Origin of the sequence: Spirosoma sp. KCTC 42546 (genome assembly GCF_006965485.1) — a bacterium.
GTDB lineage: Bacteria > Bacteroidota > Bacteroidia > Cytophagales > Spirosomataceae > Spirosoma.
In genome coordinates this window covers 7378034-7402347 of the sequence record NZ_CP041360.1, presented here as the reverse complement: position 1 = coordinate 7402347, position 24314 = coordinate 7378034, and the positions used below count along the sequence as shown (strand labels likewise).

The window sequence follows — 24314 nt, the reverse complement described above, 5'->3', positions numbered from 1 at the left end:
CTATAAAACTATTCTTTTTTGAGCAGATATTTTGAAACCATTATTATACCAGTTTAATAGTTCATTAAGTCTTTTTTCTTTGAACTTGCCCCTGTTCAATGGTAAATTATATTTAGAGCAATACATTTTATTCAAATAAAGGATCATTAAAGTTTTGTCCTTATTCTTATAATTTAGTTCAAAGTCTATTAAGTTGTATGATATACAATCTGAAATACACTTTGCTAAATTATGATATATATTACTTTTATCCATAAGGGCTTCTCCCTTTAAAATATCTCTATCACGCATAAGAATTGCAACTGCATTTAATCCTGGAGAATTCCATGCATTTGGCGTATAGGTTTCTTGTTGACAAAAGCTACCAATTGCATTAAGAAATATTTCAATTTTAGAAAAATTGGGCACTTTGTTAGTTAATTCTTTCCACTTTTTGTTGTTTATTAGATTTTTTAGTATTTTCTCTTGTCTAGATGATGAAATTTCCAAACTGTGGTTAGGATTTACAATCCTTTTAATATCATTATATCTTATATCCTCGAATAACTCACCAGATAATGAAAGAAATTGCTCTATATTAAATGAAGATAATTTACTTATCTTCGAAATTCCAAAATAAAACGGTATATCAAATTCTTTATTTAAAAAAAGTTGAGCAGCAGTATTTACGTCTGAGCCTTGCTGATCCTTTAACTTTTCTACTTCAAGAAAATCTTCACCAAAGTTTAACATTTTTTGTGATTTATTATTATCTCTGAAGCATAGTATTTCAAGACTTCTCCAATTTACTAATTCAGCAAAAAAATCGTCATCTTTAAGTTTTACGTCACTAATCCATGCTTCATACTTCTTAGTTGAACCATAATTTTTTATGACTCTTTCTTTAACAATCGGTATTGCAGCCTTTATTTTACGGGTATCGTCTTCTGTAAAATCTTCTCGTAAATAACTAGCAAATTCTCGGGGTACATCCAAAACGGCTGCTACTCTTCTATTAGCAACAGATTTGACAAATTTTTCAAAAGCAACATATTTTTTAGACCAAAATTTTTCTAAATGAATAGTTGTCATATCTCTACCTTCAGTATTACCTTCCGAAAACAATTCATCCATTGTGAGCGCTTTCAACCTTTCAGAAACCCAAGTATTGACCCTTGGTCTGCGAGCTATTATAGAATTTATTAGATGATTTCTTTGAAAAGAAGAAAGATTATGTACATCATCTAACATGACAAGTATTTTCTCATTCATTCTTTGATTATCAATTAGAATGTTATCAGAGTTAAAAATATCTAATGAATAAAAACTATCACCTCCTTCAATTGAAAGAACTGTATCAGTGTAGACACTATCAATTTTGTTACAAATACTCTCTTCTAAATCGCATGCCCAATTATATATATTAAGCCCACTAGTAATATTTCTTAACCCAGTTGGTAACAACTGACTATTGCTAAAATCGAAAGTAATCCTTGAAAATTCGTCGCTTGATTTAAATTCTTTTAAAGAGAAGATAGCTTGAAGTATTGATATTATTATTCTCACATTCACTAAAGCGACAAACACTTTTATTTTTTGATACTCATTTATATTTAAAAATTGTATAGAGACGTACTCATTGTTAAATTGAACAATTGAACCTACTATTTGGATAGATCCATCTATGTCATAAACTTGAAGATTTTTTAGCTCATTGAATATCTCTCTATTATGATCATCATGTCTACTTGTCTCTTTTAATTTTTTTAAAACTTTGGGTGTAAACATTCTTAGCAAAGTGGTTTTACCACCACCTGGTGCGCTTCTGAAGATATTTACATTTCGCCATATATTACTTTCATTTTTAAATATGCTCAGGATCTCTGGGCTAAATAGGTTTAAAAACTTATCATCAAGTTCAATGTATTCTGAAGCTCTTGTAAAAAAAGGATTGATTTCAGTAATCATATTTCTTTGTGTCTTGGTACTCTTGGAAATAAACCTTGAAATTCTGCATTTTCATACGCCCATAAGATTGATACTGAATTATTTGGGCAGTTATGATATAGAACAATTGGCAATGCACAATCACTATATCCCATTTTAACAGTGCCTGTATGTTTATCCTCTAGCGCAGAAGCATCATAATAAGTATCTTTGTTGCATAAGTATTTTATATCTTCATCAGTTATTCTATATGAATCTGGAATAAGACAAGATACATGAAGCGAAGGTTTTTTTGATAAAGAAAAATTATTAGCAAGCAGTTCTAAATTTGCTTCAATATTTTCTTTCGCTTGTTCAGTACATAAATACAAGATAATGTGTACCTCTAAGTTATTCAAATCAAATACATCACTCAAATTATTTCTATTATATATATTTTCATATAAAGCGTTAATTTTGCCTTTAAAAGTATTCGTTAATGTATTATATTTTAGATATGAAGTGCCACTTGCAGAAAAGTCGTCTAATAAGAATAGAAATTTAAATTTACTTTCTTCATTACTAGGCACTCTACCTAGTATATTTATCTGATCAGAAGTTAATTCTTCTTTCATTTTTGTTGCCCTCTTGTCAGATAATTCATATGTCTGATATATTTGCTCATGCGATAAAAAGTTATTATTTGCTCTTCTGAAAATTTCTGTTCTTGCACCATCACTTAAACCACAGAATAAAGACTGACGTAACAATGATTTGAAGTGAATATTATCATATATTTTGTTAATTTTATATTCTGGTATTCCTAGTTTTTCAGCGACAGATCTGCCTAATATAGGTTTTACTACATCTGGGTAGGAAGACGAAACTAAAAGATCCATTTCAGGACCTGATATGTAAATTAATTTATTTTTAACAAAATTAAACGCTATTTTTCTATCATTGATGTCATCAAATTGTTGTAACCACAATGCAAATCGTTCAAGAAAACGCATCCCAGGTGCATACTGTTTGTATCCATCATACTTAAATTTGGCCATTGTCTGGAAGAAAATACCATTATCTGCCAATTCGTCATCGCTGAACATACCCGATGCCACTTTATGCAAAAGACCTTGAACTATCTCTAGTTTCATAATTTTATCATAAAATGGTTTTTTTTGAAAGAAATTTTGTTTAAATAATTTATTGTTGCTGGAATGTTTTTTAAACCAATTTGACATAAATTCCAGCATGTATCTGGATCAGGAGATACTTCATCTACGCTTAGTGAATAAGGCAATCCTAATAATGCATAATCGTTTCCTGGCCAAACACCTTTGTCGCCTATAGTTAAGCAATTATTTATTCCATTGCGTTCTAAACTTATCTCGTTACACTTATCAACCACCCTTACTTTAGAAGACTTTCCTTTAACCACAATATCTATTGAGTGGCTTGATATTAAAAAAAGTAGATTATCGTACGGCAATACAAAGTTTTGTATAAAGTTTTTTACATATACTGTATCTTTTGTATCATTTAACTCTATTGTAAGTTGGTATGGTCGTAAAGTCATCTTTGTATTCTTACTAATAATTTCTATAATCTCTAATCTGTCGAAAACTTTTTGCAAATCTTCATTAATTTCTAATTGTACGTTTGGCGTATTATTATCACCTAAAAGACCTAATTCAGAACCATTATAATATCCTATTATTACATTATTCCAATATTTTTCAGGAATAGCTCTTCTTAAATCTATTTTTACAGATTTACCTCTACCACTGGCTATACCTATTATTATACCATTTTCAAGGAAGTTTATCAGGTATTTTATTATTTCTTGACAGGGCCCTATTTTCTTTTCAGTTTCTGAACACAGTGTCCCATCGTAATCAAATACTATACTATAAAATTGAATTGAATTAATTTTATTTTTAAAGTTTACATATTTTTCTTTCCAAAATTTTAATTCACTAATATCGAACTGTGAAATATCTGATTTATTGTTCTTCTTTAATATTGCAGTTTGTTCATCAGAGATAGGGGTATTATATATTTTAGCGTATTTTAAATGGTATAGTTTACTTCCAAAGTCTGGAACTCCTGGTCGTCCTGGATCTATATTCTGCAAATCGCCGAAAGCATCTGCTAGTAAAAAAGATTTCACTAATAATTCTATAGTAGAAGAAGCGTCTGTATTATTGCTTTTTATTTCTAATGTTGGTATTTCTGGAGGTAATAAATTAATAGTTTTTAATTGTAATAGTTCTTCTTCAGGTGTAATCAATGAAATGATTGCTGAGTTATTCCCTTTTTTTGCAAACCAATGGTGCCTACCATGTCCAAAATTTCTATAATCTGATAATATTACATTACCTAAAGCAGCTTCAGTAAATTTTGATTCTATATCATAAGCTACAGATTTACCCCACCCACCGTATAGAACAAATAATGTGAAGTTTTCTTTAATTTTAGGCATAAAATTATTTAAATCTCTTTTATAATATTCATAGTTGATATGTTGAATTTCGATTAGAGATGAATCTTTGTTGATTGATTTACATAGTATTATAAAATAGGCGAGCAAGGAATTTGTTGCTAAAAAACCATCTTTTTTTGATGGTATAGGGAAGTTTATAGATTTACTAATAGAGTAAGAATTTGCCAGTCTTGACAACGGTGAATCTTCACTCATACTTATGGTTAATATCTGATTAGGATTTCTTTGTATTGAAAGTTCGAATGAAAATAATATATCGTTATTTTTTCCGCTTGCGCTAATGAATATGATATTTGATCCTTTAATTGATTCTTTCAAAGAATATAATTCAAGTGGTGTTATCGCTTTCGCAAAACCACCAAGCTTTTGGTAAATAGTTTCCAAATAAAAGCATGCGCTTAAAGATCCACCAGAGCCAACTATATATAAGGGTTTTCTATTAGGGTCATTTATTAATGACTGCAAGATATTTGACTCTTGTATAAGTGCCCATTCTATTGTTGAATTAATCTTTGTTAATTCTTTTTTAAATGGTTTTCCCATCTCAATTTAAGCTTATATGTCTTATAGCAATAATTATAGAAAATTGTCGCAATAGATACAGCTGACCCTTGCAAAAATATTCAATTTTACGTTTTGGAATTTACTTGTTTTATGTAGCAACACAAGCTTTTGCCTGTAATATACAGTTTTAATAGGGGTTTGTACCAATAATTATAATTTATCTCAGAGAGGTACACTACTTTAGGTTTCTTCTTGATATTACCACCAACAATATTTTTATCTTAACCGTTTTCAGGTTTTGCCTTTGTTGTGCATGTTACAACCCATAAATGGTTCCTTATAAATAATATATTACCATACAAAAGAGTATTTATATGTTAATATAAATTTTTGATTGGTGAAAGTTGTCAAACTATGACTTTAGTTTTGGTACTGTTGAAATATTTTCACCCAGAGCTTCATCAATCCGAATGATTGTCTTTAATTCTAAGTTATGTGTGCCACTGTCCCATTTACAAATTTCTGATTCTGATTTTGGAGGGCAACTGACAGATCCTTCTGGGTCATACCCTTTTGCTCAAGAAAGGTAGCTGCTACTTTCAAGTAAATCAACTTACTCTTTTAGCTAAACTGTGATGGCTTTATTGGTTTCCTGTGCGCTCTTGAACATAAGTAGTTCTATCTAAGTGATGACCTTGACTAGCCTAATATAAAAATACACAGCTAAGCACTTAATACTTTTATATTAACCATTTATATCCAATCTGGGCGAGTCAGTGGGTAGGAAAATAAAAAAAGCACTTACAAAAAGTATGTAAGTGCTTGATTATCAGGCTCCCGAAGCTGGGCTCGAACCAGCGACCCTCTGATTAACAGTCAGCGGATTATTGGTTTAATATGGTTCAATATGGTTTATAATATCCTGACTATAAGATATTTGCAGAATATGTAATTTCACAATAAACCGCTTAAATACGGATTTCTTGTGCAAATCTTGTGCAAATTTTTTGTATCTTTAAATCATGAACACAAACGTCGTGATTTCCTTAGATACACGCCGTGCCAAAAAGGACGGCACCTATCCGGTCATTATGCGGCTGGGCCATAATGCGCAAACAACCTCTATCCCCATTGGAATAAGTGTTGCTGTAGCGGATTGGGATGAGAAAAAACGAGCTATTAAAAAAAGCTACAAGGGCGTCAGTTCCGTGACCCGATTGAATAATCAGATTGAGAAGGAGAAGACCGATGCGATGGACATTATTCTCAAACTTCATGAATTAGGCACCCTTCAAACCTTGTCGATCACGTCCTTAAAAGACCGGATCACTCAGAAAGAAGCCAAGGATTCGTTTCTGCAATTCGCCAGTCAATGCGTGGATGAACTGATTAAAGCGCATCGGGTTGGTACGGCCAGATCGTATAAGGGCTTAATCAGTGTTTTGAAAGAATACCGCAAGGGTAAGGATTTATTGTTCAAAGAGATTACATATGATTTCCTCGCCAGATTCGAGACCAATCATAAAAGCAAGGGGAATGGTGCCAATGGCTTGGCCGTCTATATGCGGACAATCAGGGCCATCTACAACAAAGCCATTAAGTCTGGGGTAGCCGATAAAGAATTGTATCCATTCGATGACTATAAAATAAAGACTGCTCCTACTGAAAAACGGGCTTTGGACGGAGAGTTTCTTAAAACGATTATTCAACTGGACATTCCGGTCGCCCATCTGTGCTTCAATACGCGGAATTATTTCGTTGCCAGCTACATGATGTACGGGATGAACTTTGCGGATATGGCTTATCTGGAAAAAAGTGCTGTAGAGAATGGACGTGTGCGGTATCGCCGGAGAAAAACGGGCAAGCTGTACGATATCAAGATTACCCCACAGCTTGAAAGCATACTGGTTTACTACATGCAACAAACCCCCGATTCCAAGTTCGTCTTTCCGATCCTGAAACGGGACTCGCCAACCCTACGTGAAAAGGACATTCAATGGGCCAGAAAACGGTACAATAAAAAACTGAAGCTACTAGCCTCGCTATGCGGTATTGACTCAAACCTGACAAGCTATGTGAGCCGACATTCATTTGCGACCCAGGCAATGCTACATGATATTCCGCTGACAGCGATCAGCACGATGCTTGGCCATTCCAGCGTAAAAACTACCGAAATTTATCTGAAAGGGCTGCCGGTCAATATCCTGGACAATTACAATGAACGGATTTTAGGATGAGTCGAATAAATGAAGCAAGCAGCTAGTTGACTATTAGTCCGTTAAATAAAACGGGTATGAATAAAAGTCAGTATTTAGACGGTTCGTATAGCTTTTATCGGTAGACTCTCTATTTTGGTCAAAAAGAACAATGGAAGTTATCTGTCTACACGATGACGCTTTTTACGCCTTGATCGACAAGGTTCTTAAACGGGTTCAGCAACAGCAAGTGGCTAAGGATGACAAATGGATTTCAGGCAGTGAGGCCATGAAGAAGTTGCGCATTCAGAGCAAAACAACGTTGCAGAAGCTGCGTGATGAAGGCAGTATCCGGTTTGCGCAGCCTGAGAGGAAAATTATCCTGTACGATAGCGATTCCATCAACGACTATTTATCTCGCCACACTAAAGAAACTTTTTAGCCATGATAGAGGACGAAGAAGAGCCATCCCCAGAGTTCCTAAAAGGTTATAATCATGGTTATCAACTGGCCAAACATGAGCCGGAGCTATTAGACAAAATTGTGAAGTCCCAAAGTGATAACGCTCCCAACGATTACAGCAGAGCTATGGTACATGGGAAAACCCAGTACGAGCATGAAAAGCTTGTTGCTGAAATGAAGGCCATTCGCGAACGGCAAAAGCAGAACATTAGAAGAAAACGATAATAATATTATAGGTCATTTTTGGATTCATTTTGTAACTTAGTAATTGTTATTGTGTCAGCTGCTTCTAGTAGTTTTTCAAGTTCTTTTATTGAACTTGCTTCAACATCAATTTCTAATGTATCTTTTAATTTTATAGTAACTTTCCTTTTTTGATAATGTAACTGCAAATATTGTAATATGCATTTTGCTATAGCTGTAATACCTCCTCCAACTGTAAGATATTCTAGTACTGAACTTGTGTCTAAATTCAGTACTGGCTTCTGAATTAATTGTATTTGTTCAGAGTTTAAAAATTTTTCAAATTCTAATGCCTCCTTTCTTGAAGTATAAATAGTCATATGAGCCAGAATTTTGTCGTTATACAAGTAAATTAAAATAGGAAATAATCATCTACCAAGACCATCGCGGCATATGATGAACTGTTATTCGGTCTAACTCATCTAAGATCTCATTCAGTTTTGAATTTATATCAAAAAGGTCTAGCCCTAACATTCTAATTACCGTTACTTCAGATTTAATTGTTGAACAGGCTATGGAAGCTTCTCTAAATGCCTTCTCGAAAGCCGTTTGTACTTCATCAGAAATATATATTCCATATTTTTTTGCTCGAGATGCAAATCCAGAACAAATGTATATGTATCGTAAGCCAGGATGAGGGTGGGCAGTATCTGAATAGTTTTTTTGTGGAGAAAAAACTGTGTCAAACATTTCAAATAATAAAGCAATACCGAAACCAAAAAATCGAGCGGTTTGGGCCTGATTGGGTGAAATACTTAAAATTCTTGCTATCTCTAAACACGCATATGCGTCAGCAGAAAGTTCAAGAGCTTGAGAAGATAATGGTTTTAAATAATCGGTATTTCTATTTTCCTCAAGAGCTTTTAAATAAAGAGAATAGTACCAATCTACATGGGAACGTCTTGCATGGCCAACTTCATGAAAATAAGTAAATAAAAATGCGCTATAAACGATTATCTTTAAAACATTAAATCGTTTATGTGTTAACGAATATAATTTGCAACCTTCATCTGAGAGCTTATCTATCTGTGATTCAAGATTATCTCCCCATATTATATTAGTAATGTTTGATTTGCCCCCAGCAAATTCATAATTATTTTCACCCAAATCAGGCATCACATTAGAGTTTGATAATAATATGGCAGTAAGTATATAAGTATTAAAAATCAAACCACGATTTATATATATTTCATAGCCTAGTAGTTGCGGCCCAATAGCCAAGGGTTGGACTCTAGCATTTACTGTGGTTGCAAGGCTTATATTAAATGTTAGTTGCCTTCCAGAGGTTTTGAGATTTTTATTTTCCTCTGTCACCATTAACAGAGCATGATTATATAGCTCTTGTGCAATTTCATTTACGGCTTCTTGGATTTTCTTCATACATATGAATATGTCAGATATAATATTTCATTTTCAAATAATGAATTTTATTCCTTCCAATAAGATTCAAATTTTTTAGTAATTTATAGAAGAAAAGAAGTAAATTACACTTATCTTCTAAAACCTCGTCGGTGCTGTTGTTGCTTTTGCTCACGTTTTTCTCGTGCCTGCTGCGCTAGTTTTTTGACTTCAGCTTCATCGACTACTTGCCCTTTTGCGTGTTGAGGACGCTTGATTTCTTGACTTCCACCCAAATTTTGCTGAGCGCTGGCTTGGGCTGAAGTTTGTTGCTGTCGGTAAGCTTTTATCATGTCAGCCGCCTTATCTTGACTTTGAGAAATATCAGGTAATGGCTCCGGCGGGGTTGGCTCTCCTAAATATTCCCGCTGTTCCTGAGAAAAACGGGTTTGTACGTCTTTGACCTTCTTTTCGTGGAGTGTTTTGAGCCGATCTAATTGGCCATCATACTTGGTCTTATCGTAATGATCGTTTTGCAGTTGCCGGATCGTTGCCTGATCCGTATAATACTCCTGATTGAGCCGTTCAAGTTCTTTGTCCTGTTGGGCTAAAAGATCGCTGTACGACATAGATATTCATCTCAAGTGCCTGACTTGTAAATATATGGATTTGTAAAGAGAACTGGTACGTCAAGAATGGTTTTATAAAGGCAAGCTTATAATTTTTGTTCGTGCGTATATTTTTCCTTCCAGTAATTAGCCTCCATCTCAGCTTTATTTTTTTCTGCTGTTAGCAGGGCGATAGTCAAGTTGGCCTTTTCTAATTGATGACGGAGTTCCTGCTCTGAATACACAATGTTGCCCGTGCCAACTACATTATTGTTTGTACAGTTGCTGAAGATGTTGGCAATTTGTTCTCCGTGGGAAAGCAGGCTGATGAGATCCATTCCTAGTACTTTGGCAATCTGCTCTAGGCGAGAGTGGCTAATATCAGTCTTATTCCGTTCTATGTTGCTATAAGCAATGGATGAGATGCCGATTAAATCAGCCATTGTTTCCTGTGAGTAACCTTTAATAGCACGTAGGCTCCTAATCTTTTCACCAATAGTCATGAGAGTATTCATGTTAGATTATTATAAGTATAACTTTAAATTCTTAAAGTCAAAGTTAGCTTAGATTTTGTTTTATGCTTTTATTATTGCTAAAAAATTAGCCCATTATAGACCAGACCAAAATTTAAACTTACTACAATGACAATGATAGATCAACAAAGCCTTTTATTCGATGATGCTTCTGTCATCAAACAGTTCTTCGGGCAACATGAATTTATTATTCCGTCCGCAAATGCCAATTGTGATTGCATAGGCTACTCAACTTCAGACGATGAAGACATACATACCCATCAAGTCGTCACAACTGCTATTAAGGCCCATTGATGATCAACATGCCTTTGTTGTCAATTGCGCTTACCCGAATTCACTGCGGATTCTGAGCCGGGCACAGTCTGAGCTACTAGCAGCTATTGATAATCAAACCTCAGTATCAGACCTAAGCGAGAAATTCGGTATTGCCGCTGATACGGTTGAGGGATTTTTGAATCTGCTGTCTCGAACCGAAATCATACGGTTTGACCAGCAGTTTAGTTCACCGCGAAAACCAGCTAGTCCGAAATCGCTCAATTTCTGGATTCACACTACCAATCGGTGTAATCTGACCTGTAGCTATTGCTACATCTCAACGCTTAACACCACGTCGGGCATGTCGGAGACGACACGCCAGCAGTTGCTAAATAAGATTGTGGAAACGGTTCAAAAACGAGGTCTCAAATCCATCAAACTGCGCTTAGCTGGAGGAGAGCCGCTAAGCCAGTTCAAAGCTTGGAAAACCTTTATTCCACAAGCCAAAAGCACCTTGCAGGAGATCGGTTGTCAGTTGGAATGCTCGTTTATTACTAATCTAACCATTTTAACCGATGAGATATTGGCGTTCTCAAAGGAATACGGTATCAGCTATGGGATTTCGTTGGATGGATTAGATGTAGATCACGACAGTACCCGCTCGTTTAAAGCGGGGGCTGGGAGCTTTGCCCTCATTGATCGGAATTTGCGGACACTGCTCGCTCATCAGATTCCGGTATCGACCAATACGGTGGTGACGAACAGTAACCTGGTTGGTTTGCCGCGTCTGACGCGTTACCTGATCGACCTGGATGTTCCATTTCGCTATTCAATTGTGAAAGGTGAAGCTATTGATGCGAAAATGCTGGACAAATACTTATCGGAATCCTATATGTTAATGAAAGAGGCCATCGGGCAGGGCTGGCGATTTTCCCTTCGCCACCAATTCTGCGATCTTAAACCGAGTGAGTTAGGCTTTCAAACCTGTGCGTCTGGTTTTTCGGGTGGAGCGATTTATGTGGATGGATCGGTCAACTATTGCCATGTCCATTTTGGTGATCCCACCCAGCTATCCTATAGCCTCTTTGATACAAATATAGATTTGGTGGATATGATCCAGCAGGGAAGCCATTACGAAGACATGAAATCTCAAGACTGCCAGTCCTGCCGTTACCGATCGGTTTGCACCAGTGGCTGTCCAGTGTATCGGGTGAATGGCAAAGACCCCCAATGCAGCTTGTATCACCAGTTTATCCCCTTGATTTACGAATTGCAGGCGCGGGAGCGATTGAAATTATTGCAGGATTATAGAATGATAGCCTAGCTGGAAAGCACCTTTTAGTAAGAAGATGCTTTCTGCATCATAAGCATTTGTGTCATGGGAGGCCAACTTGGCAATTTTGATTTCGGTGTTAGCATTGCTGGCCACGTTTTACCAATTGTATCTGCAACGGGTTCACAATGAAAAATCGCTCAAGCCTTTAGGCCAGATTGATTTGCCCGATTACAACAAGCAGCTTGCTGTTCACGTGCGCAATAATGGTCTCGGCCCACTTATCATTGACCGACTAACCTTCGTAAAAGACGGCCAGTCTTGTACGAATATCGAAGATTGCCTTGATCTAAATCCGAGGTCGTATATGCGTATGACCATCAATACTACCGTAAAACGCGTGGTTCTTCCCAATGCGCATCTGGTGGTTTTTGAAACCCAATTTGGTGAGAATGAAGGCGAGAGCGAAATCAACCACGCTCGGCAACAACTGGCAGTTATTACCCTGAAAGTCGAAGGACGGGATATTTACGATAATAAAATCTGCCTTGAACGTGATTTTAAATGGTTTGCACGATATATGGTGAAAAATGGTATTGAGTGAAGTTTTTACGGTCATAGACTGCCCGAGTACAATTGTACAGCCCAAGTTTTTTATTGAAGCCTTGAAAATGACCTTGCAATTATAATATACTGTATTATAATTGCAAGGATGATAACTCGTGAAGCCCAAACTGAAATCGCCCAGCTCCTTGAGGAGTTTCCTGCCGTTGCTGTACTTGGCCCCCGTCAAGTCGGCAAAACAACGCTGGCTGAAACAATCGCAACTGCTATTAGTCCTGATCCGATCTATCTTGATCTGGAGAGTCCAACGGATCAGGCTAAATTGCGTGAACCCGAAGCGTATTTTGAGTTGCATAAGGGACAGCTCATTATTCTGGACGAAATCCAGCGTGTGCCCGAATTGTTTGCCATTTTGCGCGGTGTTATTGACCGACGACGCAGACAGGGATACAAAACCGGCCAGTTTCTCATTTTGGGATCGGCATCGCTCGATCTATTAAAGCAAGCATCCGAATCCCTTGCCGGTCGCATCGCCTATAAAGAACTATCGGGTTTGACGGCTACGGAAATTATTGCTCCAAAGACCGGCCATCAGAATAGGCTTTGGCTACGTGGTGGATTTCCTGATAGCTTTTTAGCTAAAACCGATCCGGCCAGTCTTCGCTGGCGGCTCAACTTTATTAATACCTATCTAGAACGGGATGTACCCCAATTTGGCCCGCGCATTCCAGCCACGACCTTACGGCTCTTATGGACGATGCTAGCCCACAACCAAGGGGCTCAAGTAAACATGGCTCAATTAGGGGCCAATCTGGGTATAAGTATACCCACAACCAAAAGGTACATCGAACTTTTGGAAGACCTGTTACTGATCCGCCATTTGCGCCCGTGGTCAGGCAATATTGGGAAACGCTTGGTCAAAGCTCCTAAAGTCTATATTCGCGATAGCGGCATTACCCATGCGTTACTCAACCTGACGGATATGGATGATCTGCTGGGGCATCCGGTGGTCGGAGCCAGTTGGGAAGGGTTCGTCGTGGAAAACCTGCTATCCTGCTTACCCGTTGGTGTTACCCCATGGTTTTACCGGACATCAGCAGGCGCGGAAATTGATCTCGTTATCGAACGAAATAAGCAGCAGATATACGCCATCGAAATCAAGCGTTCGATGGCTCCAGTACTCTCGAAAGGGTTTTATCTGGGTTGCGAAGACATCGGTGCAACCAGCCGATTTCTGGTTTATCCAGGCACAGAGCGTTACCCAGTTTCCAAAGGTGTCACAGCAATCGCCTTGGTTGATATGATGCAGGAAGTTCGCAATATTCAGTGAGCAAAGGGCTTATTATTAATTAGATAAAGATATATACTTGCATAAATTATTTATTTCTTCATTATCTCCGAAATCTTGTTGAACTGTTTTCAGAAGTGATTCAAGAGTAATGGGGCCAGCACCGCCTTTTGCTAAGCGTTCTAAGGCGGTAAACCATTGTGTTTCGTTTGAACTATTGTTGCTAAGAAAGCCAATTTTTCCACCAGCACGTTTCCAGGCACCACCGTTATCAGTCGGACCTACTTCGTAAAGATCTGCCAGAATTTTTGTCAACCGATTTCGCCACTCCAAATCATCAAGAGGATTTGCTGAATTTGGCTTAATGATTGATACTTTAGGATTGATTACATTGGTAGTATTCGATGAGTGTCGGTTTTCGTTTGCCAGTTCTACCAGCATTTCTGCTAAAAAAGCAGTTCCATTACGTGCTGCCAGGGGTTGACTTCCGCTAGCATCAGCCACTTCTTTATTATTCAGAAGATCTGAAATTCCTCGAATAACTATGCCTTTAGCATGATGAGAATGTATGGGAGCCAAAAAACCGTAGCCTTCCATCTCAACGGCTAATGCTTGACTTACATATTGATTCAGGAGTTCATAGGTCGCCGAGCGCTCTGAAGCGACTACTTTTTCTCCAGCCGCAATTGGCTTGACTTCAGCTTTATATGTGTTTATTTTATCCTTAACTCTATGCTGCCAAGAATTATCCCTAGCTATTAATTTAGCCAAAGACATTAACTCATAGTTGGCTGCATAAGTACTTAGACGAGGCTTATAAACTTCACCTGCCTTGCCGCCTTCATAATGAATAACTTCTGAAGAGACAATAACATCGCCAATACGGACGTCTTTTATTCCTCCTGCTATGCCTACGAAAAAGATATACTCAGGTTGAAAGAAAGTAATAGCTCTTTCTGTCTCTTGGGCAGAATTAACGTTACCAGCACCAGTTTCCACCACAGCAACTGAGAAAGTATGTTGCCCGGCAGTAAAGGAACCACGTTTATAGTATGTACCGGTTGGGTGTCTGATAGGAATAGTATTTATAAGCAGTTGTTCGACCGCTTTAAATTCCAATGCTAGTGCGGTGATAACTAGTATGTCTGTTTTCATTATGATTGAAATAAATGTTTCAGGCTAGCTAGTGCCTTTAGATTAGAATTGCCTTTATAGTCATCAAGCGCAGCTTTAATTAACGATTCAACTGAAATCTTTTTTCCTCCCCCTCCATACCGTAATAGTCGTATAGCTTCTGTCCATTGCGCCCTGCGGCTTTGGGCATTGGAGAATTTAGTTACGTCACCACCAGCTTTTTTCCAGATTTTGTATTCACCATCCGGACCTTCTTCGTATAAATCAGCCAAAAGCTCCTCAAGAGCATACCAAGCCTCAATTGAGGTTGCTTGGTGCCCAAATAATTGATGATTTATGAATTTGGTCAGAAGATTAAACATACCAGTACACTCATATAAAGCAGGTCGGAAATCAGTATTAGACTTCGCTTTGCTTAAAAGTGTTCTAGCGGATGAATCCCAATTATTTAGATATACGAGTTTTCCTAACCGCGCAGCTATAATCCCATTTATTGCGGGAAGATTGTGAATATAATCTTTAAGATAATTGTCTGACAAGTTATGAAGAACGTCATTTACAGATAGCACAGCCGCTGGCTCATTCCATTTCTGCCCCAAAAACTTTCCAATAAATTCTATACTACGGGCCTTCTCCATTAAAACAGGCTCAATAGTACCTGTCCATTTACCAGCCAATATTTCTTCAACTAATGCATCGAGAGTCGTTGAAACAAATTTCGGAAGAAGTTTGGTTGGTAGTCTGCTCCATATAATAGTCCTCTCCGGTAAATGCAAGATATTTGCATATGTTGACGCTGCAATCAATTCTAATGGTTGGGAGTCACTGGCCCGCCCATAAGCTAATTCTTTTAAGAAGGTGCTGATTGACTCTTTGGGATTGCTTAATCCAACTGTAATTGAATTAGTGTAAGTTAATGAGATTGACCATATCGTCCGCCAGGACTGCATATGCACATCCATTGGTAAAAGTTGCTTAGGATCTCTTCCGCAAACTTCACCTGCTAGCTCCAAAAGCTGAGTATGAGTTAATTCTACAGCTATATCTACTAATTCGCTATCAGAAAGTCGCTTTACCAGCTTATCCACACGGGGTGATATTGAAATATTAAGCTGTTTTTCAGCTTCTATTTGTCTTCGTAACGCTTCTACGGGTTTGAATGCGACTGCAACTGTTTCTGCAAATAAGTCCCACCAATTCCGACGTACACAAAAACTGGTTACACTATCTGCTACCATAATAGATAGTGATCTTGGGATAGTCTTACTTAATATTTGCTCCCAATCCTCTGTATTCGGAACAGTACTCAGAACATAATCACGAATTGTTTCAGTTTTTGTAACCCCAAGCCATATTACTTTAGCAGTGTGCATGGAATCTTGTACTATACTCTGTTCAAATGCTTTGAGAGCTGTTTGGCGCCACCACGGTTCAATATTTTCCGCGTTCGTATCGACCAGATAGCCCAGTAAGTTTTTCTGTAAATCTTCATTGGGCTTAGGGGCTTTAATAACGTCAATCACTATTTGTTCTAAAGCTACTTCTAAAAGCTGGTCTTCAGGCGGAAAAGCTGTTAAAGGTAGGTTTCGTAGGCCCATTGCTTCCTTAACACCAACAACTGGCAATGCCTCTGCTAATAATTTTATGGTTGAACGCTTAATTTCTACAGCTTTATGAGGGTCTGGTTGCAATTGTCTTAACGATCTGAGTAAGGCTAGCAACTTACCAGCATCTAATTCAGAAGGCTGTAAACTCTTAAACTGCACATAAGCACGCTGGCATAAATTTAGAGCCCTAAAATTTTCTAGAGATAAGTCCAGATTATTGATAAATTCAAGAAAGTCATGACCCAGCTGTCCATTCAATATTAGCTGCTCGATTGGGGCCTCTGGTGTTTTTACTAGATTAATGTCTAGTTTAGTTATTTGCTTACTTCGCCATTTGTCCTCCAATTCAACAGGTATATATACAAGCATCGGCAAGGCTGAGTTGGGTTTATTGGGTGGAGTGAACCTGATTCCAAATCCTAATAAGCCTCTTAAGGTGCCTGGTAAACCACGCCATAGATCCTCTAATAATTTTTGAAATTGATCGGCTTCTCCTGATACAAAAATTGGTAATAGTCCAGGATGCCAATCAATCATTTGATTGATTATTGTTAACCAACTTTCTGGAACGGCACCGACTGGCTCTATCTTTTGATGATCGATTAAAGATAATGATAATGGACCCAACGAAGTTGGCTGTTGTGCCACTGGAAGCGGCTTGTCTAACAATAAGCTCAAAACAGAACTTAACTCGGGGATTCTAGGCAAATCTTGAACTGATAGAATAAGGACATGTGTAAATACCATTCCCAATCTTTTTGCTTCGTTGTCGGACCAAGTTCGCCAAAGAATATAGTAGCCTCTATATGTAGTAGCTGATAGATAAGGGGAAATTTCAAATCCCGTTGGTAAAGCTTCTGGACGGTCAGTAATCCCAGATAAAAAAGAACGTAGATAAGTATCGGTCAGACTACTAACTAACTGTCCGTGCGATGTGCCATTGACAGCCCCAAAGTATGCTTGATGGATTTGCAAAGTAGATACAACTGACACGTTCAGAAAGTAATTAGTTTTGTTAGATCAGGATCATGTTCTCCTGATGGAAGTACTAAATATCCTGCTGTCTCAGGTCCTTCATCTACAAAATCATCATCTGGTACTTTGGTATCCAATGTTCGGCCTAGTGAGGATAAGCCACAAACTCGCCAACTATCATGTGCCCAAACCGTTTCTAGAAAAGTTGACAAGAATGGTAATCGCTTTTGTAATTCTCCAAATGGCGTTATACCTGATGAAGACAGGTTTAAGGTATCCCAGCACGATAGCGCTATTGTAAGGCGTGGTTCGATAACGGGCGTAATCACTGATTTACCTTTAATGTACAGCATCATCTGGAGCAGTTCAATATAAAAGCTTGGAGGGGTCAGCTCCACTTGCTTAGGCACTATAGCAAATCTGGATTTCAAATCTTCTACATTGGCAAGGCCACGGGTCGTAATGTCCTCCAAGGTGGGAATTTCATCGGGCCGAATTAGCAGTAACCATTCGTCTGATTGCGTTATTAGTTCGTACCACCGGCTCGAAACCAACCGATCTCGCACAAGGGTCCGAATTTGTTCACCCGCGTAATCGGGAAAAGAAAGCGCGATCTCTTTATATTCATTGGCTACAACAAAGTTTATTTCTTCATTTAACCCGCTTTCAGTATGCTCACCTGACAAGCCTTGAGCTAATCGGCCTATAACCGATTTTATTACTGTCAGATCTAAAGGCGCAGTAACCATGTGATAAGTACTACGTTTAGCATCTAACCGATTATAGAGTTGACATACAAAGTGCGTTTTCCCAGCATTAGGACCGCCTATAATCAATAATTGATGTGATTGATTCATACTAATACACTACGACGAAGTAGAAATAAATCATCAGTATCGGCTAAAGGTATTGTGGGGACTTGCTGATCTGCCGCGTGTTCTATTGTATCCAGTAACCAGCCAACTGCCTGCAGGACTTGCTGATGCCATTGGGGGTCATTTTGCATTACACTGACAGAGAATTCCTGATAATGTTGTGGTGCTTTCGTTTGAATATGGCTTTGAATCTTCTCTCGCATTGCTGGCCGGTTATTCTCTACGTCAGATTTCGACCATACTAAACCCAACGGCCTAGAACCTAGATTTACTACAAGTCGGTCTGCTATCATTTGGATATTTGTACGTGTAATTCCCCGATTAATTCCGGCCAATTCTTCGCAGTCAGCAAATAATAAAAAACCGTCTCCATGATGATGTATCCATTCTGCCCCAACGGCATTATCCGCTTGCTGATAGCTACGCCACTCATTAAACCACTCTCCGGGTGCGTCGGTAAACACTACATCAAGTAAATAGTCTGCCTCAGTCTTCAACGCTAGATGCAACAAACCCGGTATTCTACCAGCATTACGGCTGGTATGGGGGGGGAAAGTAACTTGATTAGAACCGTTCTCGAATGTCAGAAAGCTAGTAATTAATTCCCACCCGGATAGAGTATAAGAACCCGCAAAACGATAGTGGTTTATGCTTTGCCCACGGCGCAAGAGTGAATAGAGTAAGGCCAGAAATGTAGTTTTACCTGCATTCTCCATTCCTGCAAGGCCAATCAGAAGAATTCGAGAACGAGCAGTTAAAGACTGCAAATCAGTTAACCCCATTGCGCTACCTGTCCAGTTCACTCGCTGCCCATCAAGTTCGGTTGTTGATGCTTCAGTTGGGTTAGCATCGGGCGCATTTTCGTTCCGACTTAAGTTAGGGCATTGATTAAATGGCCTACATCCTTCCTGACACTCTCTATCCTGTGGATAACAGTTTGTATTAGTACAACTAAGCGGCATTGGCTTCCTGGATAAGACGTTCCGTGAGTAAATCGTGGAGAACTATTACTGCCAGCTGTTGATGTGATGCCTCAACATCGGCACGCAGGCCCGTATAATGTGTAAGTTTTTTCAAGGATTTCTGGTCGTGTACTACCTGGGTTAGGAATAAAGTCAGGGTAGTTCGCTCCCCGCAGTCTGTTAACATGGGTAGGTGCGAAGCCAAAAGTTTCTGCTGCTCTTCATCTTCAAAACAAGCTAATAGTTTCGAGAGTGGTTGCTTAATCGATGCGTCGTGTTTCACCGCACGGTAGGTATCGGTGAGTAAATAGTCCACACTTACAGGCGTTACATCTGGCAGTAGCTTGACTAAGTCAATGGCCATCACTACTGGTAAAACAGCCGCATCAATCTCTCTATAACTTTTACGTAGCGTGGTAGAATATAGCGTTTCCTTCCACCATAATAATTTACTTCGTCTTTCTACTGCTAAGAGTGACTGGAAGGATGCTTTAAACGCGTTATTTAATGTGTTATTTATATTGGTGAAGTAATTGTTGATTTCGGTTTCCAATGTATTTGTTGAGAGTGATCCCCCAAAGCCATTTACTGCTGTTTTAATAGCTTTGGCAATGCCTGCACTTGCAGTGGATCCAAAGTGTGGAGACCAAAATTGAGTTCCATTTTGAGGGCCGTGATTATGTCTAGGCTCTACTCCTGCTGCTTCAGTTAGTGCTTTTTTTAGTTCATTTTCGTCTACTTCAGTGCTACTCAGCTTTAGTTCTAAACTCAAATTTTTGAGCTTCAACGCAATTGGAGTTGGCGCTATTGGCGCGTCACCTAATGACCACTCAGCTAATGCTTCATCCTCCACATCCTTACCAAACTCTTTCAGGATGCGATTAATAATGGACTGTTCATTGCCAAACCGCACAAATTGGCTATAGCCACTAGCAGTATAGTAAATAATCCTACAAAGTTCAGCATCCTTCATTCCCAGTTGATAAAGTGCACTGAGTATTATACCTCGCAGTATACCACGTGGAGGTTCTGGATATTTGCCCTCTATACTGCTCCAATGTTTTTTGACTAACTCATAAGTAGCCACAATACTTGGATTAGTAATCGGAATGTCAGCATCGAGTGCCGACAAGGTGAAGCAACGAACCTCGTGCAGGTCCTTCTCGAGGATCGCAGCTAAATCGTTTACAGCAGCAGTAAGTTGTTGTAAACGTGTATCATTATCCTCTATCTCGAAAAATTTTGCGCGCAGCCAATCGTAGAAAATCTCGTTACGTTCCATTCAATTTTGGTGGAATTTAATAAGATCAAAATTAATTAATTTTCTATTCTTGCGGCTACGTTTTATCAACTGTATCAGCAACGGCTTCATAACGAAAAGTCGCTCAAGCCGTTATTACAGATTGTGTTGGAGGACTGCCAACAAGTGATAGCAATTCACCTACGCAACAACGGTCTTAGCCCTTAATCATTGACAGAACAACCTGTCGCAAAAGTGGTGTGGTTTATACCAGTATAGAAACCCGCCTTAACCTTGAGCAAAATCCTATCTGTTTGCCCCAACCAATGACTCGGTCGCGCGGATTGTGTTGCCAAATTCGTCTCTAACGATTTTTGAGAAACGCTTTGATGATCATGAATGTGAAGTGGGCATTGATGATGCCCGAAAACAACTCGCACCGATTAGCTTGAAAGTAGAGTTCCGTGACATCTACGACAATAAGATGACTGTCAAGCGTGACTGTCAGTGGTTCGCCAGACATATGCTGAAAGCGCGTATTGAACGATAGAGCAGGCTTTTGCTGAAGTAGACTGTCGAAATAGACCGAACATCGTACAAACTTAAAGTACCGAATAGGTTGCCATAGATATGGTTCTCCTTCACTGAACCTTTAGAATTACAAGGACGATAACACGTGGAGATTAGCCCATTTCCAAACACTTTGAATGTAACCCCTATGTAACCCCGCCAAATAACTGACAATCATAAAGGTTTAATTAAATTATTGAAAGATATGGTGGGCCCGGCCAGACTTGAACTGGCGACCAGACCGTTATGAGCGAGACTTTCAGTAGCTTTCTGGATACATCTTGGTGGTGTATGTCGCAAGTAAAAGTGGAAGGAGCTAATTTAGTGTTGCTTTAGTGGAATTATTGAAGATTGTGGGGCTAGATCAGAGAAAAGAAGATACGTATATTTGAATAGTTTATCAATCAAAAGGATCCATGTGAGACGAAGGGGCCTTCCTAGATCTGATTTTTAAATGGCTTGGATAGAGCCACCGCTGCGAGGTTGGAGCAGGCCTAGGATCATTGAGTTCTATTAATCGGACGCTTGTTTAAAAAACACTCTGAATGTTTTTCGCTGATGGTCTTTGGTATACACCCCAAATTCGTGGACGTTGTCTTTGTTCTGGTCGATAGCCACTAGGTGACTCCGTGAGCCTACATCGATGCCAGCAGCATGAGCATGAATGATGTTAAACGATGTTTGATTGCTTTCCATAGGACATTAATGGTTAATGACTTCTGGGAGCGTAGCGGGAGAGTAAGAGTTTTCTGTACGGGATTCGCTGAAGCGATCACCAGTTTATTCACCAAATGCTTTTCTAAAAGCATCGTACGCTCCAGCCCAGATTTTAGGAAGGACTCGATTAGGTACCAGTAAAAGCGGGAGGCTTGGTTCAGAAATCGATTAAAGGTAGGGTTTTGGGCCGAGAAGATAAGTTGTAACAGCCATTCAACAGCGTCGGCGCTGTACAGGGATTTTAGTATATCTCGCTCTTGTTCAGTTTTGCGTAATTGTTCCCGGAGTTGATGAAGTTCTTGTTCGTAAGCACCGTTTTGTGGCGGGGTTATTTTTAGCTTGCTTTTCCAGTTATAAAGCAGATTATCCGAAATTCCCAGTGAGCGAGCTACATCAGGTACACTTCGGTTACCGGTTGTGACCAATCGGAGAGCTTCGTTTTTGAAGGCTTCGTCGTACTTTCGGCGGGGCGCCGACGGGGTTTGTTTTTTGGCCATGGTACAGCTAATTAAGCAACTCAACTGTCCGGCAAACTTGGACCATCTCAATAGTCCTGTTTTGCAATCATAGAGCAAAACTCTCAAATTTGGCTCACAAACGAAATTCCTAATCAATTTATCCCGATTAACTGCTTTATAGTTTCTTTAGCCAAATAGTCAAACAAAATGGTGTCTACTGTAGTATTCCCGGCTAATATTAGTTATTAGCCCTTTCCCTTTCAATTATTAATGCAAAGGATTGAACAATAGGGGATTATCTGAATGACTTCCCTATATGAAGTGAATAAATACTGGAAAGGTCGGTTACGATGTAGCCGGCCTTTTTTACTTATCGGCTACATGACAATGCCATCCTTGAGAGGGGCAATGCTATTTGACCATAGATAGCCGTATGGAGATGCTCTAGATAAGCTAATCCATGATTAACGCGTCGATTACTAATAGAGACCTTTCAGTAATGTAGGCGCTTTGTCATTAATGAGAAAATCCTAATTGATGAGAATGACTAAATACAAAAAGATGCATTTGGGGCATTCATAATACTAACTGCTTAGCGGCTCAGCAAATAAGCTATTAGCCCAAGAATGGAAGGTATATAGAATACATTAAGTTAAAAATCCCAAATATTCATGTGAAAATTCACGTTGCCCCTAGAAAGACGTCGAGCTAATTTTGTCATGTACTTAGTGTTTAAATATGGCAGAATGAAAGCTAATTATTGTACTTGCTGCCTATTTATTCCAAAGTCACTCCGTCTGAATTATTCTAATAACCATTAAATATTTAAGATTATGGCAACGGCAAATTATAAACTTACTCTTGATCCATTGATTGACACAATTTTTGTATTTGAAATTGGTGGGCATTATGTTGATCCTGATGAACTAGAAGGTTCGTTGGATAATGTATTTATATCAGAGGCTGGTATCAGAATAAGACTCGAATTAGGAGGTATTGAAAGACAAGCTTGGAATTTAGAAGTCAGTATTGAGAATGATGAGGAAACTTTGCACACAATTCCAGAAATAATTTCAGGTAAGATTGGTCGTGGTGGCGGTTCTTGGTTTGATAGAACATGTCCATTAGTATAAACCATGTCACATTCTAAAAAAGAAACAATCATGCGATATCTTTTAATATTTATTATCAGCATTTTAGCTATTACTGCGAATTGCCAGATATTAAATCAGGATGCAGAAGGGAAAAGTAGTATAGTGGTTTCTGGAGGAACCCTAAATTTTGACTTTGGCCAAGGCTTAGTGAAAGCAAATTTTTATAAAAAAAGTTTGAAGCCATCGGCTTGGATTTATGGTTTCGATATCCAAGGAAAAAACAATGATGGCTTGGTTAGTCTTTTCCAAAATGGAAGTTTTTCGCCAAATACTGAAATGTCCGGTCTGATTGGTTATCAGCAAAGTTTTAAAAATGATGATAATCAAACTACAAGTAAAATATTGATATATATAAGACCTGGTCTGTCCGCGACGGCATTAAAATTAGATAAAGGTAACTCTTTTACTACAGTAAGTAGTAGATTTATCGATACAACGCTTGTTAGCCCTGCCATTGAAGTAGGTCTAACAACTCGCCTAGGTGGACGTATCTACTTAGGAGCTGTACTTGGTAATAAATTACAGAGCAATCAAGATAACCTTCGAAAAACGACCTACACTTTTACAGCTACTGACCCGAACATACAGGGGCTGACAAGTACTAGGGAAATTGCAGCTTATGCAGGTAATTACCTTACATATTCTAGAACTTACATTAATATAGATGCATTATATTTTATTCCTACTAATGATCAAAATTACATCTGCCCGAATGCCTATCTAAGGGTAAATACATCGAACAAAAGTAATTTAATTCCCAATACAGTTGTGGGCGGATTAAGTATAAACTTTATAAGCGAAAAAACCGGTAAGCTATTAGGAGGCGTATATGTTCAAAGTAATGATTTATCTGGTCAAAATAAATCATCATTCAATAAATCTATACAATTTGGTTTAAATGCCAGGCTTAGCTTTAGTGCGATTAGTTTGTAATTAATAATTATACCTAGA

General features: G+C 38.4%; 21 protein-coding genes. 8 read left to right on the top strand and 13 right to left on the bottom strand.

All coding sequences use genetic code 11. From position 1 onward, the window contains the following. The 3 genes from EXU85_RS30185 to EXU85_RS30175 are packed head-to-tail and all read right to left on the bottom strand — an operon-like array spanning position 1 to position 4951. Positions 1 to 1947: a hypothetical protein gene (locus EXU85_RS30185; RefSeq protein ID WP_142775644.1), complete on the bottom strand. Its 1947-nt coding sequence runs from the start codon at positions 1945 to 1947 to the stop codon at positions 1 to 3. After that, positions 1944 to 3059: a hypothetical protein gene (locus EXU85_RS30180; RefSeq protein ID WP_142775643.1), complete on the bottom strand. Its 1116-nt coding sequence runs from the start codon at positions 3057 to 3059 to the stop codon at positions 1944 to 1946. The genes EXU85_RS30185 and EXU85_RS30180 overlap by 4 nt, the downstream gene beginning before the upstream one ends. Next, positions 3056 to 4951, bottom strand: a complete 1896-nt coding sequence (locus tag EXU85_RS30175) for an HAD hydrolase family protein (protein ID WP_142775642.1) — start codon at positions 4949 to 4951, stop codon at positions 3056 to 3058. Before EXU85_RS30175 ends, EXU85_RS30180 begins: the two co-directional genes overlap by 4 nt. A gap of 983 nt (positions 4952 to 5934) precedes the next feature. Between EXU85_RS30175 and EXU85_RS30170 the strand changes: the two genes are divergently transcribed. From EXU85_RS30170 to EXU85_RS30160, 3 genes are all read left to right on the top strand, one after another. Further along, positions 5935 to 7149 carry a site-specific integrase gene (locus EXU85_RS30170; RefSeq protein WP_142775641.1) on the top strand — a complete coding sequence of 405 codons (1215 nt, stop codon included), beginning with the start codon at positions 5935 to 5937 and terminating at the stop codon, positions 7147 to 7149. Between the two features lie 130 nt (positions 7150 to 7279). Then, on the top strand, positions 7280 to 7549 hold the full coding sequence (locus EXU85_RS30165) for a helix-turn-helix domain-containing protein (RefSeq protein ID WP_142775640.1): 270 nt from the start codon (positions 7280 to 7282) through the stop codon (positions 7547 to 7549). Between the two features lie 2 nt (positions 7550 to 7551). Then, positions 7552 to 7794, top strand: a complete 243-nt coding sequence (locus EXU85_RS30160) for a hypothetical protein (RefSeq protein ID WP_142775639.1) — start codon at positions 7552 to 7554, stop codon at positions 7792 to 7794. Between the two features lie 5 nt (positions 7795 to 7799). Here the strand turns inward: EXU85_RS30160 and EXU85_RS30155 are convergent, their stop codons facing one another. From EXU85_RS30155 to EXU85_RS30140, 4 genes are all read right to left on the bottom strand, one after another. Continuing rightward, positions 7800 to 8132: a hypothetical protein gene (locus EXU85_RS30155; RefSeq protein ID WP_142775638.1), complete on the bottom strand. Its 333-nt coding sequence runs from the start codon at positions 8130 to 8132 to the stop codon at positions 7800 to 7802. A 52-nt stretch (positions 8133 to 8184) separates the two neighbouring features. Further along, complete coding sequence (locus tag EXU85_RS30150) at positions 8185 to 9192, bottom strand: hypothetical protein (RefSeq protein ID WP_142775637.1); 1008 nt, start codon at positions 9190 to 9192, stop codon at positions 8185 to 8187. A gap of 110 nt (positions 9193 to 9302) precedes the next feature. Beyond that, entirely contained in the window at positions 9303 to 9779 is a 477-nt protein-coding gene (locus EXU85_RS30145; protein WP_142775636.1) for a hypothetical protein, read from the bottom strand. Positions 9780 to 9865: 86 nt separating this feature from the next. After that, the gene (locus tag EXU85_RS30140; protein ID WP_142775635.1) at positions 9866 to 10273 is read right to left on the bottom strand and encodes a helix-turn-helix domain-containing protein; all 408 of its coding nucleotides are present in this window, start codon (positions 10271 to 10273) and stop codon (positions 9866 to 9868) included. A 259-nt stretch (positions 10274 to 10532) separates the two neighbouring features. Between EXU85_RS30140 and EXU85_RS30135 the strand changes: the two genes are divergently transcribed. From EXU85_RS30135 to EXU85_RS30125, 3 genes are all read left to right on the top strand, one after another. Further along, positions 10533 to 11870, top strand: a complete 1338-nt coding sequence (locus EXU85_RS30135; protein WP_142775634.1) for a radical SAM/SPASM domain-containing protein — start codon at positions 10533 to 10535, stop codon at positions 11868 to 11870. Between the two features lie 67 nt (positions 11871 to 11937). Next, entirely contained in the window at positions 11938 to 12423 is a 486-nt protein-coding gene (locus EXU85_RS30130) for a hypothetical protein (RefSeq protein ID WP_142775633.1), read from the top strand. Between the two features lie 108 nt (positions 12424 to 12531). Next, a complete protein-coding gene (locus tag EXU85_RS30125) occupies positions 12532 to 13713 on the top strand; it encodes an ATP-binding protein (protein WP_142775632.1) in 1182 nt (393 codons plus the stop codon). Positions 13714 to 13728: 15 nt separating this feature from the next. Here EXU85_RS30125 and EXU85_RS30120 read toward each other — a convergent pair whose 3' ends face one another. The 6 genes from EXU85_RS30120 to EXU85_RS30090 all read right to left on the bottom strand — a co-directional run bounded on the left by EXU85_RS30120 (position 13729) and on the right by EXU85_RS30090 (position 22248). Continuing rightward, complete coding sequence (locus EXU85_RS30120) at positions 13729 to 14826, bottom strand: 5'-methylthioadenosine/S-adenosylhomocysteine nucleosidase (protein ID WP_142775631.1); 1098 nt, start codon at positions 14824 to 14826, stop codon at positions 13729 to 13731. Next, the gene (locus EXU85_RS30115; RefSeq protein WP_168207896.1) at positions 14826 to 17387 is read right to left on the bottom strand and encodes an effector-associated domain EAD1-containing protein; all 2562 of its coding nucleotides are present in this window, start codon (positions 17385 to 17387) and stop codon (positions 14826 to 14828) included. The genes EXU85_RS30120 and EXU85_RS30115 overlap by 1 nt, the downstream gene beginning before the upstream one ends. 20 nt (positions 17388 to 17407) lie before the next feature. After that, positions 17408 to 18244 (bottom strand): hypothetical protein, encoded by an 837-nt coding sequence (locus EXU85_RS30110; RefSeq protein ID WP_142775629.1) that lies wholly within the window; start codon positions 18242 to 18244, stop codon positions 17408 to 17410. Then, positions 18241 to 19065, bottom strand: a complete 825-nt coding sequence (locus EXU85_RS30105; RefSeq protein WP_142775628.1) for a hypothetical protein — start codon at positions 19063 to 19065, stop codon at positions 18241 to 18243. Before EXU85_RS30105 ends, EXU85_RS30110 begins: the two co-directional genes overlap by 4 nt. A 148-nt stretch (positions 19066 to 19213) precedes the next feature. Beyond that, positions 19214 to 20506 (bottom strand): GTPase-associated system all-helical protein GASH, encoded by a 1293-nt coding sequence (locus EXU85_RS30100; RefSeq protein WP_142775627.1) that lies wholly within the window; start codon positions 20504 to 20506, stop codon positions 19214 to 19216. A 1163-nt stretch (positions 20507 to 21669) separates the two neighbouring features. Then, positions 21670 to 22248 carry a transposase gene (locus EXU85_RS30090; protein ID WP_142775626.1) on the bottom strand — a complete coding sequence of 193 codons (579 nt, stop codon included), beginning with the start codon at positions 22246 to 22248 and terminating at the stop codon, positions 21670 to 21672. 794 nt (positions 22249 to 23042) lie between these two features. Between EXU85_RS30090 and EXU85_RS30085 the strand changes: the two genes are divergently transcribed. Together EXU85_RS30085 and EXU85_RS30080 are read left to right on the top strand one after the other, a co-directional pair. Beyond that, entirely contained in the window at positions 23043 to 23342 is a 300-nt protein-coding gene (locus EXU85_RS30085; protein WP_142775625.1) for a hypothetical protein, read from the top strand. A gap of 3 nt (positions 23343 to 23345) precedes the next feature. Then, positions 23346 to 24296 carry a hypothetical protein gene (locus EXU85_RS30080; protein WP_142775624.1) on the top strand — a complete coding sequence of 317 codons (951 nt, stop codon included), beginning with the start codon at positions 23346 to 23348 and terminating at the stop codon, positions 24294 to 24296. Positions 24297 to 24314 lie beyond the last annotated feature (18 nt).

Excerpts from the sequence above, each read along its gene's own strand:
- EXU85_RS30145 (WP_142775636.1), bottom strand. The coding sequence starts at position 9,779 with ATGTCGTACAGCGATCTTTTAGCCCAACAGGACAAAGAACTTGAACGG.
- EXU85_RS30165 (WP_142775640.1), top strand. The coding sequence starts at position 7,280 with ATGGAAGTTATCTGTCTACACGATGACGCTTTTTACGCCTTGATCGAC.
- EXU85_RS30135 (WP_142775634.1), top strand. The coding sequence starts at position 10,533 with ATGAAGACATACATACCCATCAAGTCGTCACAACTGCTATTAAGGCCC.
- EXU85_RS30150 (WP_142775637.1), bottom strand. The coding sequence starts at position 9,192 with ATGAAGAAAATCCAAGAAGCCGTAAATGAAATTGCACAAGAGCTATAT.
- EXU85_RS30125 (WP_142775632.1), top strand. The coding sequence starts at position 12,532 with ATGATAACTCGTGAAGCCCAAACTGAAATCGCCCAGCTCCTTGAGGAG.
- EXU85_RS30185 (WP_142775644.1), bottom strand. The coding sequence starts at position 1,947 with ATGATTACTGAAATCAATCCTTTTTTTACAAGAGCTTCAGAATACATT.
- EXU85_RS30120 (WP_142775631.1), bottom strand. The coding sequence starts at position 14,826 with ATGAAAACAGACATACTAGTTATCACCGCACTAGCATTGGAATTTAAA.
- EXU85_RS30180 (WP_142775643.1), bottom strand. The coding sequence starts at position 3,059 with ATGAAACTAGAGATAGTTCAAGGTCTTTTGCATAAAGTGGCATCGGGT.
- EXU85_RS30140 (WP_142775635.1), bottom strand. The coding sequence starts at position 10,273 with ATGAATACTCTCATGACTATTGGTGAAAAGATTAGGAGCCTACGTGCT.
- EXU85_RS30085 (WP_142775625.1), top strand. The coding sequence starts at position 23,043 with ATGGCAACGGCAAATTATAAACTTACTCTTGATCCATTGATTGACACA.
- EXU85_RS30100 (WP_142775627.1), bottom strand. The coding sequence starts at position 20,506 with ATGGAACGTAACGAGATTTTCTACGATTGGCTGCGCGCAAAATTTTTC.
- EXU85_RS30170 (WP_142775641.1), top strand. The coding sequence starts at position 5,935 with ATGAACACAAACGTCGTGATTTCCTTAGATACACGCCGTGCCAAAAAG.
- EXU85_RS30090 (WP_142775626.1), bottom strand. The coding sequence starts at position 22,248 with ATGGCCAAAAAACAAACCCCGTCGGCGCCCCGCCGAAAGTACGACGAA.
- EXU85_RS30080 (WP_142775624.1), top strand. The coding sequence starts at position 23,346 with ATGTCACATTCTAAAAAAGAAACAATCATGCGATATCTTTTAATATTT.
- EXU85_RS30175 (WP_142775642.1), bottom strand. The coding sequence starts at position 4,951 with ATGGGAAAACCATTTAAAAAAGAATTAACAAAGATTAATTCAACAATA.
- EXU85_RS30155 (WP_142775638.1), bottom strand. The coding sequence starts at position 8,132 with ATGACTATTTATACTTCAAGAAAGGAGGCATTAGAATTTGAAAAATTT.
- EXU85_RS30160 (WP_142775639.1), top strand. The coding sequence starts at position 7,552 with ATGATAGAGGACGAAGAAGAGCCATCCCCAGAGTTCCTAAAAGGTTAT.
- EXU85_RS30110 (WP_142775629.1), bottom strand. The coding sequence starts at position 18,244 with ATGAATCAATCACATCAATTATTGATTATAGGCGGTCCTAATGCTGGG.